The organism is Microvirga pudoricolor, from assembly GCF_016892705.1.
Taxonomy (GTDB): domain Bacteria; phylum Pseudomonadota; class Alphaproteobacteria; order Rhizobiales; family Beijerinckiaceae; genus Microvirga; species Microvirga pudoricolor.
Genome location: NZ_JAFEMB010000002.1, coordinates 160,652 through 175,823 on the forward strand (window position 1 = coordinate 160,652; position 15,172 = coordinate 175,823).

Sequence of the window (15,172 nt, forward strand, 5' to 3'; positions counted from 1 at the left end):
ATTCCCTCGGGATGAGGTTTCATAAGTTCAAGTTCAAGTTCAACCTCAAACAAACGACAGGGAAACACTCATGAAGCGCCTTGAAGGCAAGGTCGCGCTCGTCACGGGCGCGGGATCCGGTTTCGGCCAAGGAATCGCCGAAACCTTCGCCCGCGAGGGCGCGAAGGTCGCGGTCATCGACATCAATGCGGACGCGGCGCAAAAGGTCGCCGCCGCCATCGGCGACTCGGCGATTGGGCTCGCGGCCGACGTGGCCAAGGCCTCTGACGTCAGGACCGCCGTCGAGAAAACCCTGGAGGCTTTCGGGCGCCTCGACATCGTGGTCAACAACGCCGGCATCAGCCACCGCAACCGGCCGATGCTGGAAGTGGACGAGGCCGAGTTCGACCGGGTCTTCGCCGTGAACGTGAAGTCGATCTACCTGTTCGCCCAAGCCGCCGTGCCGGTGATGCAGGGCCAGGGCGGCGGCGTGTTCATCAATGTGGGCTCGACAGCGGGCCTGCGCCCCCGTCCAGGCCTGACCTGGTACAACGGCACGAAGGGCGCGGTGCACACCATCACCAAGTCCATGGCGGTGGAGCTCGCCCCGAACCAGATCCGCGTCTGCGCCCTGGCTCCCGTGGCGGGCGAGACGCCTCTCCTCGCCACCTTCATGGGCGAGGACACCCCGGAGAAGCGCGCGGCGTTCCGGGGCAGCATCCCGCTGGGCCGCCTCTCCACCCCCCAGGATATCGCGAACGCCGCCCTCTACCTGGCCTCCGACGAAGCCAGCATGATCACCGGCGTCGTGCTGGAGGTCGACGGCGGGCGCTGCATCTGATCGGGCGAATGGTGAGTGGCGCGTGGAAGGACCTGCCGCTCACCCACCCGCTCGCGACCTTTTGCGTCCCCATTCGCCATTCGCCACCCACCAATCGCCAAAACCCCTTCCATCCGGGCTTCGAGTGCGGCTAATCTCCATCCGCTTGAAGCCCTTACCGGATGGAATTAAGTTCAATGTCGAAGCGCATCCTGGCCGCAGCCCTACTGTTCTCGGCGAGCCTCGTCCCGGCCTATGCGGCCAAGACCTCCCTTGTGGTCGGCATGCCCATCGAGCCGCCGGGCCTGGACCCCACCGTGGCGGCGCCCGTGGCGATTCGCGAGGTCACCTGGGTCAATCTCTATGAAGGCCTCGTGCGCCTCGACCGGACCGGCAAGGTGCAGCCCCTCCTCGCCAAGAGCTGGGAAGTCGCACCGGACGGCCTGACCTATACCTTCAAGCTTCAGGACGGCGTGAAATTCCACGACGGGTCGACCTTCGATTCCGCCGACGTCAAATTCGCCTTCGACCGCGCCCGGGATCCGAAATCCACCAACGCCCAGAAACAGATCTTCGCGCCGATCGCGTCCATCGAGACGCCCGATCCGTCCACGGTGGTAATCAAGCTCAAGGAGACGTCCGGCAACTTTCTCTACTACCTGTCCTGGGGCGACGCCGTGATCGTGGCGCCGGAGACGGCGGAGAACAACAAGGCGAACCCGGTCGGCACCGGACCGTTCAAGTTCAAGTCCTGGACGCGAGGCGACCGGGTCGAACTCGTGCGCAATCCCGATTACTGGCAGAAGGACAAGACGAAGCTCGAGACCGTCACGTTCCGCTTCATCAACGACGCCCAGGCCCAGGTCGCGGCCCTGCGCGCCGGCGACGTGGACGCCTTCCCGAATCTCGGCGCGCCGGAACTGTTCGCGGAATTCCAGAAGGACGCGCGCTTCAAGGCGGTCGCGGGCAACACCGAAGGCGAGACGGTCGCGGGCCTTAACAGCGCCAAGAAGCCCTTCGACGACCCGCGCGTGCGCAAGGCGCTCATGCATGCGGTCGACCGGAAGGCCCTCGTGGACGGCGCCTATTCCGGTTTCGGCCGGCCCATCGGCAGTTTCTTCTCGCCGAACCATCCCGCCTTCGTAGACCTGACGAGCGTCGTTCCCTACGATCCGGAGAAGGCCAAGGCGCTGCTCGCCGAGGCAGGCGCGAGCAACCTCTCGATCACGATCAAGACGCCGCAGATGGCCTATGCCAGCCGCTCGGCGGAGCTTCTGTCGGCGATGCTGGCGGAAGTGGGCGTCGACCTGAAGATCATCCCCACCGAGTTTCCGGCCAAGTGGATCGAGGAGGTGTTCAAGAACAAGGATTACGACGTCACCATCGTGTCTCACACGGAACCGCTGGACATCGATATTTTTGCCCGCGACACCTACTATTTCAATTACAAGAACGACAAATTCAAAGCCGCCATCTCTGACGCCGCGAAGACCACGGACGAGAAGGCGCGCTTTGCCAAATATGCCGAGGCGCAGAAGATCCTGGCCGAGGACGTGCCTGCGTTGTTCCTATTCCAGCTGCCCAAGCTCGGCGTGTGGAACGCGAAGGTGAAAGGCCTGTGGGAGAACTCCCCGATCCCGTCGAACGACGTGACGGAGGTGACGTGGGACGAGTGAGGCCGATCCTCCGACGATCCAGATATCGACCGAAGCGTTCAAACTGTCGTCATGGCCGGGCTTGACCCGGCCATCCACGTCCTGCGACGTGGCATCGTGAATGCCCGGCTGGGCCCTCGGATCCAGGCCGAGGAGGGCATGAGAGCAGTGGTGTCACGCCCGTCAGGTAACCTGTTCGTCTCTGCTATCCCCAACAACCGGCATACTAAGATCATGAAAGCCCCACGCGTTTAATGCTCCGCCTGATCGCCACCCGCCTGCTGTCCCTCGCCATCACGTTGATGGCCGTGTCGCTGGCCATCTTCCTCATCCTCGAAGTGCTGCCCGGCGATCCCGCCGCCATCATGCTCGGCACCGCCGCGCGCGAGGACACGCTGGCGGCCCTGCGGCTGGAGATGGGGCTCGATCGGCCCGCGCTCGTGCGGTATCTCGAATGGGTCGGCGGCATCCTGCACGGCGATCTCGGCACCTCCTTCACCTACAAGCTACCGGTCTCGACACTGGTGGCCGAGCGGCTTGCCATCACGGTGCCGTTGAGCCTGCTCGCGATCCTGATCTCGACGGCCCTGGCGCTTCCCCTCGGGGTCGCGGCGGCGGCCAAGCGTGACGGGCCGGTGGATAAAGCGGTTCTCGTGTTCAGCCAGCTCGGGGTGGCGGTGCCGAACTTCTGGATCGGCCTGCTCTTCATCCTGTTCTTTTCCACCTATCTCGGCTGGTTCCCGGCGGGAGGTTTTCCGGGATGGGCGGGCGGCATCGTGCCCGCCTTCAAGGCGCTCCTGTTGCCCGCCGTGGCGCTCGCCCTGCCCCAGGCTGCAGTGCTGACCCGCGTCACGCGCTCCGCGACCCTTGAAGTGATCGGCGCGGATTTCGTGCGCACCGCCCGCGCCAAAGGCGTCGACCGAAGCGCGACCCTGCGGCGTCACGTGGTGCCCAACGCACTGATCCCGGTGACGACGATTCTCGGCCTTCAGCTGTCGTTCTTCTTCGGCGGCGCGATCCTGGTGGAAAACGTGTTCAACCTGCCGGGCCTCGGCCGTCTCGCCTATCAGGCGCTGGCCCAGCGCGACCTCATCGTGATCAAGGACATCGTGCTCATCTTCGCCGGCATCGTCATCGTGGTGAACTTTTTGGTCGATATCGGCTACGCGCTCCTCGACCCGCGTCTCAGGAGTCGGTCATGAGGGGCATTATGCGCCTGCGCCCCAACACAACGCTCGTCGTCGGCGGCATCCTGACCGCGATCCTGATCGCAACGGCCCTGCTGTCACTTGTCTGGACGCCTGAGCTCCCGACCCGCGTGCGCGTGGCCATGCGGCTGAAGGCGCCACTGGAAAACGGCTTCCTCGGCACCGACCACTTCGGCCGCGACGTGACCTCTCTGTTGATGGCAGGAGCCTGGAACTCGCTTGCCATCGCGTGGCCCGCCGTGCTTCTGGGCGCCGCCATCGGCACCGCCATCGGTTGCGCGGCAGCCGCCTGGAAAGGCATCGCGGACGAGATCGCCATGCGGGCGTCCGACGTGGTCTTCGCCTTTCCGGCCGTGCTCTCCGCCATCATGATCGGCGCCCTCGTGGGCTCGGGACCGCTGGCCGCCGTGCTGGCCATCGCGGTGTTCAACGTCCCGGTCTTCGCCCGCGTGACACGCGGCGTGGCGCTTCAGATCTGGACGTTGGACTATATCTCGGCGGCGCGCGCGCTCGGCAAGCACCCCATCAAGATCACGCTCCAGGATGTGCTGCCCAACATCGCCGGCGCGCTCATCGTGCAGGTCACGATCCAGCTCGCCCTGGCGATCCTGACGGAGGCGGGACTGAGTTATCTCGGACTCGGCGTCCGGCCGCCCAACCCGAGTTGGGGCCGCATGCTGAGCGACTCGCAGACCTACCTGTCACAGGCCCCCTGGCTCGCGATCGCGCCGGGCGTCGCGATCGCGCTCTCGGTGCTGGGGCTCAACCTGCTGGGCGATGGCCTGCGGGATGCATTGGACCCGACTCTGCGCGGACGCGGCGTCCCGGCCTGAGACCTTCCGCCTGACCTTTGCCTCAAGGATCGCCGGTCAGAGCGCGGTTCTCAAAGCGTCGGCCAAGCCCGCTTGTCCGGGCACATGTCCTCCCAGGCCCGGCTCAGGCGCAGGACGCCCACGTCGTCGAAGCGGCGGCCGGTGATCTGGAGGCCGATGGGGAGGCCGGAAGCCGTGAAGCCCGCGTTGACGGAGGCCGATGGCTGTTCGGACATGTTGAAGGCTACCGTGTAGCCGATATGCTCGAACGGCTCCTCCGGGTCGTGGACCGGCGAGGCCAGCTCGGCGTGATAGGCCGGAACGGGAGCGACGGGCGAGATGACGAAGTCGAAATCCTTCGTGGCCGCGACGGCCGCATGGCGCATCACGTTCATTTGGCTCATGCCCGCATAGACGGCGCTGCCCGTGAGGGCCTTTCCGCCCTCCGCCCAGGAGAGGATGTAGGGCAGGATCAGCGCCCGCTGGTCATCGCTCAAGGGTCCAATATCGGCCCAGGCGCGTTGGCGCCAGAACACGTCGAGGCCGTTCAGCATCTCCCGGGTCACGAAAGCCGGCACCTCATCGACGATCGCTCCGGCTTCCTCGAACCGCTTTGCGGCAGCCTCGACGCAGGCCCGCACCTCCGGATCGAGCGGAATGCCGATGCCGGCCTCCATCATCACGCCGATCCTCAATCCCTTCACGTCGATGCCGAGGTCGAGCCAGGGCAGGTCCTGCGGCGGCAGGCTCATGGTGTCGCGCCAGTCCGGGCGCGAGAGGCTGCGCATCATCAGGGCCGAGTCCTCGACGGTGCGGGTCATCGGCCCGGCCACGCGGGCATAGTAGGGCGGATCGATGGGGACGCGCCCGAAGCTCGGCTTGAGGCCGAACACACCGCACCAGCCCGCTGGGAGGCGGATCGAGCCTCCGATATCCGTTCCGATGTGGAAAGGACCGTATCCGGCCGCAGCCGCAGCCCCCGCGCCCGCGGACGAGCCGCCGGGGTTCTTCGTCAGGTCCCAGGGGTTGCGGGCCAGAGGGTGGAAGCTCGAGAGGCCCGAGGAGAGCATGCCGTAATCAGGCATGGTGGTCTTGGCCAGGATCACCACGCCGTCCTCGCGCAGGCGCGCGGCGGGCGGGGCATCCTCGTCCGCCGGCAGCAGAGGCCTCGCGGCGGTGCCCAACGGGACCGGCGTGCCCTTGGTGGCGATGTTTTCCTTGATGGTCGCCGGAATGCCGTCGAGCGCCCTCGCCTCCCCGCGCCGCCAACGCTCTTCCGACGCCCGTGCGTCCGACAGCGCCGCTTCGGGGTCGAAGGCGTAAAGCGCCTGGAGCTTCGGCTCATAGGCTTCAATTCGTGAAATGACCGCCTTTACGACCTCGACGGGGGAAATCCGCTTTGCATGGAATCCCTCCAGAAGCTCCGCGCCGGTCCAATCGGCCAGATCCGCTGCGCCCTCACCCTTCCTCGACGACATTTGCACGCTCAACCCACCGACTCCCGGCATCATTCGACTCGGCGGCCATGCTGCGGCATGCGCCCGCCGGGGTAAATGGGCTCGTAGGGCCTATGCGGGACAAATCGGGCGGGGGCTGTGTCCGGCGCATGGCTGGCTCTACCCGGCCCCGACCTCGGAATCGAGACGGTAGACGTTGGTCGCCGCAGCCGGGTCGTCCGGCTTGGCCGGGCCCTTCCGGAGATTGTCGCGCAGGACCAAGTCGAGATCCTGCTGGATCGCCAGGAACTCGTTCCAATTGCGCGTTGTGACCACAGCCCGCAGTTCGACCTTGGGCTCCTCCTCCGCTCCCTCGTGGAGGCGGACCCGCACGCTCGTCGGGTCCACCTGCGGGTGACTGGCCACCGTGGACACGATGGCGGCGATCTGTTTCCGGATGGCGTCGCTGTCCCCCGGCGCCCTGATCTTGACCGTCCGGTTGAACGGCATACCGTCCCGGTTCGAGAGGTTGATGAGGTTAAGGTTCACGAACACCGAGTTCGGCACCGTGATGAGCGTGCGGTCGAGGCCCCGGATGCGCGTCGAGCGGATGCCGATGCCCTCCACCTGTCCCTGCAGGTCGCCGAACCGGCACATGTCCCCGACCCTCACGGGCCTGTCGGCGAAGAGGATCAGCCCACCGATGAAATTCTCGATGGTGGGCTTGGCCGCCAGCGCGATGGCCAGACCGCCGACGCCCAGCCCCGCCAGGATGCCCGCCAGGGGCAGCCCGAGATGAGACGCGCCGTAAACGAGGATGCAGCACGCCACCGCAATGCCCATCGTGCGGATCGCGGCCCGCGTCAGGCTGGCGTCGATGCTCTCCGGGCGAAGGCGGGGCGACTGCTCGGCGATCTGCGCCAGAGCGTTGGACAGGGCAACGACGCCCCAGACGAGGGCCAGGAAGGAAACGCCCTCCAGGATGTCGTTGAGCCCGGCTTCGATCCGCCCGGTGATGTTGATGTGAAAATCCGCCACGTACAAGAAAGCCCAAGCCGTGAGGACCGTGAGACCCGGAGGAGCGATGGCCCTCACCAGGATGGGGAAGGTCGTATCTCCCCGGACGCGCCTCAGGCTGTGCAGGGCCGCCAGGAGCCAGGCCTTCAGGAGAACGGCCAGAAGCATGAGCCCGGCCCATTGCCAAATGGCCTGCCCCGCGACCCGCTCCCGCAGCACATCCGGCAGGGCCTCGATGGCCGGATACCATTTCGGCGGCAGAAGATGGCCCGGGCTCTGGGTGTAGAAGGCGTAGAAATCCTCTCGTCCGTGGAGGTCCGGAAGCCCCTTCACGCCGTCGTAGAACTCGTCGAGGCGCTGCACGGTCTCGCCCGAGAACAGGTAGTCGCCCGCGCGCGGGCCGGAGCTCATGCGCACGATGCGGATTTCGGTTCCGGGGATCGTCCAGCCTTGGAGAACCCGGGCGTCCGAGCCGACGGCCTCCGGGCCCGGGATCGTGGTCGAAGCCGGCATGGGGGATCGGTCGAGGATCTCCTTGAGGAGAAGGGTCGCCTCAAGGGCCCGGTTGCTGCGGTTCACCGGCGGAATGTCGCTCAGGTCGAGGGAACGGGCCGCCCGCGCCAACAGGGCCTCGGCCCGCGCGACCTTCGCCTTCACGGCGGGACTGCGAAAGAAGCCGGGCTCCGCCTGGAACTCCCTGTAGGCATCCATGAGGATCGCCGTCGCCTGGTCGACGCTCTGCTGAAAGTTCTGGAGCGTCGCGCGGGGACTCGACGTATCGGGCGGCGTGAGCGGCCCGAAGGCTGGGGTTTGAGCGATGGCCGATCCGCTCTGAAGAACCCACAAGAGGATCAGGACCGCGAGGCCGTGGCCTGCCGTGAAGAACCGAGGTTGAAACAGCCTCGCAGCCATGGGAGCGCTGCCCTTACGCTGATGATCCGCGCCATTGGTAGAGACTTCTCCGGACCGGATCAAGAACGGGCGCCGTTCCGGCCCTGCGACCTTGAGGAAGAACGCTGGAGGACGAAGGCCCTTTCCTTGGAAAGGACAACTGTACTATGGAACACTTTAAATCCTAGAGGAGCCTTCAAATCGCTTCCGGCCTGGGATCAATGCCCGACGGCCTGGCCGCGTTCGACCCCAGGCCAGGAACCCGGAACCCGCAGGATACTACTCCGTCATGACCTGGATGAGCGGCTTCACCTGGATTCTCGCCCTCGATTGGCTCGGCGCGGCGCTCGCCATCCTCGGCGCCTCCATGCGCACCATCATCCCGCTCCGTTGCGTCGGGATCGCCGGCAACTTCGCGGGGCTGATCGCCGCCGTGACCATGCTCCGCTGGCCGAGCCTGGTCGTGAACACGATCCTTTTGCCCCTCAACCTCTGGCGCCTCGTCCAGATGATCAAGCTCATCAAGAAGGTGAAGACCGCCGCGAAGGGCGACCTGTCCATGGACTGGCTCAAGCCTTTCATGTCCCGGCGCCCCGTGAAGACGGGCGAGATCCTGTTCTCCAAAGGCGATGCCGCCAACTGCATGTACTTCACGCTGAGCGGCCAGTACCGCCTGCGGCAGCTGGGCATCGAGATCCTGCCCGGCCGTGTGGTGGGCGAGATGGGCTTTCTGTCCCCCGACAACCGCCGCACGCAAACCCTCGAATGCGTGCAGGACGGCGAAATCCTCAGCATCACCTATGACGAGCTGAGGCAGCTGTATTTCCAGAACCCGGAATTCGGCTTCTATTTCCTCCGCCTGGTGAGCGAGCGGATGTTCTACAACATGGAGCGTCTGGAGAACGAAATCAGCGTGTTGCGGGCGGGCGCGGAGGAAAGGATCGTGACCGAGAGCATCCCGACCGTGAATGACCATTCACCGGCGTCCAGCCCAGTTTAGAATATATCTAATATATTGAAATCACAGGGTTTTTCCTTGACCATCACGGTCCGCCATGCATTTTCGCGTGCCAGTGTCCGACGCCGAGCGGCGCACGGGCATGCATTTGGAGGACCAACATATGTCGATCCGCTTCGGGAAGATTGCCCTTCTGGCCTCGGCCGGGCTCATGCTCGCCTCGGCCGCGCCAGCCCTGGCCCAGGAGATCAACCTTTACACCTACCGTGAACCCGGCCTGATCAAGCCTCTCCTGGACGAGTTCACGAAGGAGACCAAGATCAAGGTCAACACGATCTTTTTGTCGAGCGGCCTGGAGGAGCGCATCAAGGCGGAGGGCGCCAACAGCCCCGCCGACGTGATCCTCACCGTCGATATCGGCCGTCTCCAAAACGCCAAGGACCTCGGCATCACCCAGCCCATCAAGCTCGAAGCCCTCGACAAGGCCATTCCGGCCACCTACCGGGATCCGGAGGGCCACTGGTACGGGGTCTCCACCCGCGGACGGGTGGTCTATGCCTCGAAGGACCGGGTCAAGCTCGACAAGCTCACCTACGAAGAGCTTGCCGATCCCAAGTGGAAGGGCAAGATCTGCATTCGTTCCGGCCAGCATCTCTACAACGTGAGCCTGATCGCCGCCGTGATCGCCCACAAGGGTGAGGCGAAGGCCGAGGAATGGCTCAAGGGCCTGAAGGCCAACCTCGCCAAGAAGCCCTCGGGCGGCGACCGCGAGCAGGCCAAGGACATCCTGGCGGGCGTCTGCGACATCGCCATCGGAAACACGTACTACGTGGCGCTCATGCGCAACGGCACCAATGCCGAGCAGAAGACCTGGGGCGAGGCCATCAACGTGGTGCTGCCCACCTTCGAAGGCGGCGGCACGCACGTCAACATCTCCGGCGTGGCGCTCGCCAAGAACGCCCCGAACAAAGCCGACGCGCTGAAGTTCATCGAGTTCATGGCCTCCGACACGGCGCAGCACATCCATGCGGACGTGAACTCCGAGTATCCGGTCAAGAACGGCATCCAGCTCAACGAGACCGTGGCGTCCTTCGGCCAGCTCAAGCCCGACAGCCTGCCGATCGCCGAGATCGCCAAGCAGCGCAAGAAGGCGAGCGAGCTCGTCGACAAGGTCGGCTTCGACCAGTAAGACCGTGCACGAAGCTCCTTCGTGTCCCATTCGAAGAGGCGCCGCTCGCGAGGGCGGCGCTTTTCCATGACTGTATCCCGGCTCCCCGCCTCCCTTCGAGCGCTGCCTCGCCACGTTCGGCCGATCCCGTTCTGGATGACGGCTGTCGTGTCCCTCGCGGCCATCCTCGTGCTGACGCCGCTGGCGTCCCTGGCGCTCGACGCCCTCAAGGGCGATCCCGACCTCTGGCCCCATCTCGCCGCGAACGTCCTGCCCGCGAGCCTGAAGGACACGGCCCTTCTTCTGGCAGGCGTCGCGGCGCTGGCCGGGTCCATCGGCGTCGTGTCGGCCTGGCTCGTGACCGCCCACCGGTTTCCGGGGCGGGACGCCCTGCGCTGGCTCCTGCCGCTTCCGCTCGCCATGCCCACCTACATCACGGCCTATATCTACGTCGAAATCTTCGACGCCGCCGGGCCGGTCCAGATGGGTTTGCGAGGGCTCGTGGGCTGGACGTCCCGAGGCGATTACTGGTTTCCGGAAATCCGTTCGCTGCCTGGCTGCATCCTGGTCATGTCCGTCGTGCTCTATCCTTACGTCTACATCGCCGCCCGGGCGATGTTCCTGACCCAGAGCGCCAGCATGATCGAAGTGGCGCGCACTCTTTCGGCCGGCCCCTTCAGGCTCTTTCGCGTCATCGCCCTCCCCCTGGCCCGCCCGGCCCTGGCGGTGGGCCTCGCGCTCGCGCTGCTGGAGGCCCTCAACGACATCGGCGCGAGCGAGTATCTCGGCGTGCGCACGCTCACGGTCTCAGTCTTCACGACCTGGCTGAACCGGGGCAGCCTGCCGGGCGCCGCCCAGATCGCCTGGCTGATGCTCACCGTGGTGATCCTGCTCGTGGCGCTCGAGCGTTACGGACGCCGGGACCGGCGCTACGCCGTTCCCACGCGCAGGCCCCGTGTGGCGCAGCCCATCCGCCTGCCGGGACCTGCCGGCTGGGTTGCGGCCGCCGCCTGCGCCCTGCCCGTTCTGATGGGGTTCGTTCTGCCCCTCGGCTTTCTGGTCCGGGAGGTCCTGCGCCGCGACTGGGTGGGGCTCCTGCTCGATTCGAGCTTCCTGGGCCATCTCGCGACGACGCTAACGGTCTCCACGGTCGCGACCGCCGTGACCCTGTCCCTGGGCATCGTCACCGTGGCGGCCTCGCGCCTGTCCCGGTCGCCCCTCATGAACGTCGCGAAGGCCGTCACCGGCCTGGGCTACGCCATCCCGGGCACCGTGCTGGCGCTCGGACTGCTCACGCCCCTCGCCTTCGTCGACAACGGCTTGGGCAATTTCTGGCGCGCGGCCACGGGCGAGCGCTTGGGCCTGCTGATCATGGGATCGACGGCCGGGATCGTGATCGCGTACCTGATCCGCTTCCTGCCCATCGCCGTGGGCTCGCTCTCGGCGGGTCTTGACCGGGTCTCACCAGGGCTGGAGGACGCCGGGCGCATCCTGGGCGCGAGCCCGCGCGAGCTCATCTGGAAGGTGCAGCTTCCCCTGATCCGGCCGGCACTCGCGGGCGCGGCCCTGCTGATCTTCGTGGATTGCATCAAGGAGCTGTCCGCCACGCTGCTCTTGCGCCCGCTCAACGTGGAGACGCTGGCGACCTTGATCTATGGCAACGCGGCGCGGGGCTATTTCGAGGACGGCTCGCTCGCCGCCCTCGTGATCGTCCTCATCGGGATCCTGCCCGTCATCCAACTGGTCCGCAGCGCGGAGACGCCCCGTAGGACGGCGTCCCCGTCCGGCTCCTGATCAGGCCGCGCTCGAGCGCGGGGCCTGGCCCAGGGCGACCTTGAAGGGGGCCTCCGTCTTGGCCTTGATCTCGTCCTCGGTCACGCCGTCGGCCAGCTCGATCAGGGTCATGCCGCCCGTGCCCTTCTTGTCGATGGCGAAGACGCCCAGATCCGTGATCACGAGGTCGACCACGCCCGCTCCCGTCAAGGGCAGGGAGCAGGCCGAAAGCAGCTTCGGCTCCTCGGTGCCGTCCTTGGCCTTGGCCACGTGCTCCATGACGACGACCACCTTCTTGACGCCCGCCACGAGGTCCATGGCGCCGCCCATGCCCTTCACCATCTTGCCGGGAATCATCCAGTTGGCGAGGTCGCCGTTCGCGGCCACCTGCATGGCGCCCAGGATCGACAGGTCGATATGGCCGCCCCGGATCATGCCGAACGAGTCGGCCGACGAGAAATAGCTCGTGGTCGGCAGCTCCGTGATGGTCTGCTTGCCGGCATTGATGAGGTCGGGATCCTCCTCGCCCTCGAAGGGAAACGGGCCCATGCCGAGCATGCCGTTCTCCGATTGGAGTTGGACGCGCATGCCCTTGGGAATGAAGTTCGCCACTAGGGTCGGAATGCCGATGCCCAGGTTGACGTAGAATCCGTCGCGCAGCTCCTTGGCGGCGCGGGCGGCCATTTGTTCGCGGGTCCAGGCCATCAGACTTCCTCTCCTGCGGCGGCGGGCGTAGCGGCCGATTCACGCTTGCGGGTGGTGCGCTGCTCGATGCGCTTGACCGGGTTGGACACGTGCACGAGGCGCTTCACGAAAATGCCGGGGGTGTGAATGCAGTCCGGGTCGATCTCGCCCGGCTCCACGAGGTGCTCGACCTGGGCGACCGTCATCTTCGCGGCGGTGGCCATCATGGGGTTAAAGTTGCGGGCTGTCTTGCGGTAGACGAGGTTGCCCTCCCGGTCGCCCTTCCAGGCGTGGACCACGGAGATGTCCGCGAACAGGCCGCGCTCCATGACGTATTGCTCACCGTCGAACTCGCGGACCTCCTTGCCGTCTGCAATGATGGTGCCGACTCCCGTTTTGGTGAAGAAGGCCGGGATGCCGGCGCCGCCCGCCCGGATGCGCTCGGCCAGCGTGCCCTGCGGGTTGAATTCGAGCTCAAGCTCGCCGGAAAGGTATTGCTGGGCGAAGAGCTTGTTCTCGCCCACATAGGACGAGATCATCTTGCGGATCTGGCGGGTCTCCAGGAGCAGGCCGAGGCCCACCCCGTCCACGCCGGCGTTGTTGGAAATGAACGTGAGGTTCTTGGCACCCGAATCGCGGATGGCCTCGATGAGCGTGTCGGGGATGCCGCAGAGGCCGAAACCCCCTGCCATGATGGTCATCCCATCCTTGACCAAGCCGGCCAGCGCCGTGCGCGCGTCGGCATAAACCTTATCCATGGAGCCTCCCGGCCAAAATATGTGCAGATCGTCCAATATGTCGCCTGTTCTGCGACGAGGTGCCACCCTGCATGGCGGCCTCAATTTAGACAATCCCTTCATATGAATATATGACGATGCATCCGACGGCTCCCCAGCCCGAGAGCCCGTCCCTTCGGCCGTTCCAGGGCCCAACCGTTCCAGACCTTCCCGATGTCCCGCCGTGTCGTCCTTCTCCTCGCGCTCGCCGCGCTTGCCGTCCTCGGAACCGCCGCCGTTCCGTGGACGCTGACGAGCGGGCGCCTGACGGCCTCGATCGCCCGCAATCTCATGGACAACTATGGCGTTGCCATGAATGTGGCGGGACGCAGCACCATTGCGTTCCTGCCGGTGCCGCGGGTCAAGTTCGAGGACGTGTCGCTGGCGAGCGCCGGTCGTGAGGTGACCACCGAAGGCGGGACGCTCCGGGCGGAGCTGCGCCTCTGGCCCCTCCTGGTGGGCCGGATCGAGCTGTCCGAGGCCAGCCTGACCGATACCCGGGTCCAGGTCGCCCCCGAACGGGCTCGGGCCTTCGACTGGGTCAAGGCCCTCGCGGCCCGTCAGGACAAGCCCCAGGACGTTCCGCGCCTGGTCCTGGCCGCCTCGTCGATCCGCTGGGCGGACGGGCGTGACGGTCAGGTGGAGGACGTGAACGCCGTGATGAACTGGCCGGACACCAGCGATACCCTCGATGTCGTCGGTTCGGCGACCTGGCGCCGGGAATCGGTTCGGATCTCACAGTTCTCCATCCAGCCTTCCATGCTGGCGTCGGATCGGCCCAGCCCCTTCGTCATCAGCGCCAGCCTCCCGTCGGGCCGCGTGGCGCTCAGCGGCGAGGCCCAGCTGGGCGAGGACATCCGCGTGACGGGGCAGAGCACGATCCACGCCGCTTCCATCCGCGACTTTTCCCGCTGGAGCGGCCTGGACGTTCCCCTCGGTCCCATGATGCAGGCCCTCTCCGTTTCGGGTGAGTTTTCCCTGACGCGCCGGCGGCTGTCCTGGCCGTCCGTGGTGGTCACCCTCGGGTCCGACCGGCTCGAAGGCACGCTGTCCGTGCGCCTCGAAGGCGAGCAGCCCGTCATTGCCGGGACCCTGGCGGCGGAAACGCTGGACCTCTCCGGGTTCTTCGAACCCTTCGCCGAGGCCCGGACCTATGCGGGCACCTGGAACGAGAGCGCCATCAGCCTTGCCCAGAGCACGCGGGGCAACCTGGATCTGCGTCTCTCCGCGACCAGCGCCCGTCTCGGCGCACTCAAGCTCTCCGACATGGCCGCGAACGTTCTCGTCAGGCCGGGCCAGATCGAGGCTTCCCTCGGGCGGGCGAGCTTCCACGATGGTTCCCTCAAGGGCCGCCTGATCCTGGCACAGGCCGGAACCGGCACCGACGTGAGGACCCAGGCCTCCTTCACGGGGATCGACCTGGGGGCCTTTCTGTCGTCCATCGGCGAACCGCGCTGGATCACCGGCCGTGCCCAGGGACAGATCCAGTTGGAAGGGAGCGGCGAGACCGTGGCCCAAATCGTACGCCAGAGTCAGGGCAGGACAAGCCTGACGGTCAAGGAGGGCGAACTGATCGGCATCGGCCTCAACGACGTCCTGCGCCGGATCGAAAAGCGACCCCTGGCCGCCTCTCTCGACTGGCAAGGTGGGCGCACCGCATTCGATACGGCACAGGTCGGCCTCACGATCAACGCGGGGGTGGGCGACATCACCGAGGGCCGCCTCACGTCGCCCCAGGTGATCACGACTCTCAAGGGACGGGTCCTCCTGGCCGAGCGTTCCCTCGACCTGAAGGCGATGGTCGATCCCGCCGCCCCCGCGACCGCCATCTCGCCCATGATCATGTTCGACGTGGACGGAGGCTGGGATTCGGTTCGGATCACGCCCGACGCCAAGTCGCTGATCCAACGCTCAGGCGCCGCCAAGCCGCTTTTCGGGCCGGTTCAGGCCGCTAAGCCCACCAACCCGGTCGCCAACGCCCAGTAAAGCCGCAGG

12 protein-coding genes are annotated in these 15,172 nt (G+C 66.2%); 8 read left to right on the forward strand and 4 right to left on the reverse strand.

Going from position 1 to position 15,172, the window contains the following annotated elements; translation table 11 throughout:
• Nucleotides 1-70: 70 nt before the first annotated feature.
• From ILT42_RS09765 to ILT42_RS09780, 4 genes are all read left to right on the forward strand, one after another.
• Nucleotides 71-820: an SDR family oxidoreductase gene (locus ILT42_RS09765; RefSeq protein WP_204215399.1), complete on the forward strand. Its 750-nt coding sequence runs from the start codon at nucleotides 71-73 to the stop codon at nucleotides 818-820.
• Between the two features lie 176 nt (nucleotides 821-996).
• Entirely contained in the window at nucleotides 997-2,475 is a 1,479-nt protein-coding gene (locus tag ILT42_RS09770; protein ID WP_204215400.1) for an ABC transporter substrate-binding protein, read from the forward strand.
• A gap of 233 nt (nucleotides 2,476-2,708) precedes the next feature.
• On the forward strand, nucleotides 2,709-3,656 hold the full coding sequence (locus ILT42_RS09775; protein ID WP_204215401.1) for an ABC transporter permease: 948 nt from the start codon (nucleotides 2,709-2,711) through the stop codon (nucleotides 3,654-3,656).
• Nucleotides 3,653-4,495, forward strand: coding sequence for an ABC transporter permease (locus tag ILT42_RS09780; protein WP_204215402.1), 843 nt, complete (start codon nucleotides 3,653-3,655; stop codon nucleotides 4,493-4,495). Before ILT42_RS09775 ends, ILT42_RS09780 begins: the two co-directional genes overlap by 4 nt.
• Before the next feature lie 50 nt (nucleotides 4,496-4,545).
• On the opposite strand, the gene ILT42_RS09785 is transcribed toward ILT42_RS09780, so the two are convergent.
• Nucleotides 4,546-5,952 carry an amidase gene (locus ILT42_RS09785; RefSeq protein WP_204215403.1) on the reverse strand — a complete coding sequence of 469 codons (1,407 nt, stop codon included), beginning with the start codon at nucleotides 5,950-5,952 and terminating at the stop codon, nucleotides 4,546-4,548.
• Between the two features lie 138 nt (nucleotides 5,953-6,090).
• A complete protein-coding gene (locus tag ILT42_RS09790; RefSeq protein ID WP_204215404.1) occupies nucleotides 6,091-7,839 on the reverse strand; it encodes a mechanosensitive ion channel family protein in 1,749 nt (582 codons plus the stop codon).
• A 268-nt stretch (nucleotides 7,840-8,107) separates the two neighbouring features.
• On the opposite strand from ILT42_RS09790, the gene ILT42_RS09795 reads away from it, so the two are divergent.
• The 3 genes from ILT42_RS09795 to ILT42_RS09805 all read left to right on the forward strand — a co-directional run bounded on the left by ILT42_RS09795 (nucleotide 8,108) and on the right by ILT42_RS09805 (nucleotide 11,738).
• Complete coding sequence (locus ILT42_RS09795; protein WP_204215405.1) at nucleotides 8,108-8,818, forward strand: Crp/Fnr family transcriptional regulator; 711 nt, start codon at nucleotides 8,108-8,110, stop codon at nucleotides 8,816-8,818.
• A 121-nt stretch (nucleotides 8,819-8,939) separates the two neighbouring features.
• Nucleotides 8,940-9,965: a Fe(3+) ABC transporter substrate-binding protein gene (locus ILT42_RS09800; RefSeq protein WP_204215406.1), complete on the forward strand. Its 1,026-nt coding sequence runs from the start codon at nucleotides 8,940-8,942 to the stop codon at nucleotides 9,963-9,965.
• A gap of 66 nt (nucleotides 9,966-10,031) precedes the next feature.
• Nucleotides 10,032-11,738, forward strand: a complete 1,707-nt coding sequence (locus ILT42_RS09805) for an ABC transporter permease (protein WP_204215407.1) — start codon at nucleotides 10,032-10,034, stop codon at nucleotides 11,736-11,738.
• Here ILT42_RS09805 and ILT42_RS09810 read toward each other — a convergent pair whose 3' ends face one another.
• Nucleotides 11,739-12,422 carry a 3-oxoacid CoA-transferase subunit B gene (locus ILT42_RS09810; protein ID WP_204215408.1) on the reverse strand — a complete coding sequence of 228 codons (684 nt, stop codon included), beginning with the start codon at nucleotides 12,420-12,422 and terminating at the stop codon, nucleotides 11,739-11,741. It abuts the gene before it with no gap.
• Entirely contained in the window at nucleotides 12,422-13,159 is a 738-nt protein-coding gene (locus ILT42_RS09815) for a CoA transferase subunit A (RefSeq protein WP_204215409.1), read from the reverse strand. Before ILT42_RS09815 ends, ILT42_RS09810 begins: the two co-directional genes overlap by 1 nt.
• A gap of 192 nt (nucleotides 13,160-13,351) precedes the next feature.
• Here ILT42_RS09815 and ILT42_RS09820 point away from each other — a divergent pair, with 192 nt between their 5' ends.
• A complete protein-coding gene (locus ILT42_RS09820) occupies nucleotides 13,352-15,163 on the forward strand; it encodes an AsmA family protein (protein ID WP_204215410.1) in 1,812 nt (603 codons plus the stop codon).
• Nucleotides 15,164-15,172: the final 9 nt, after the last annotated feature.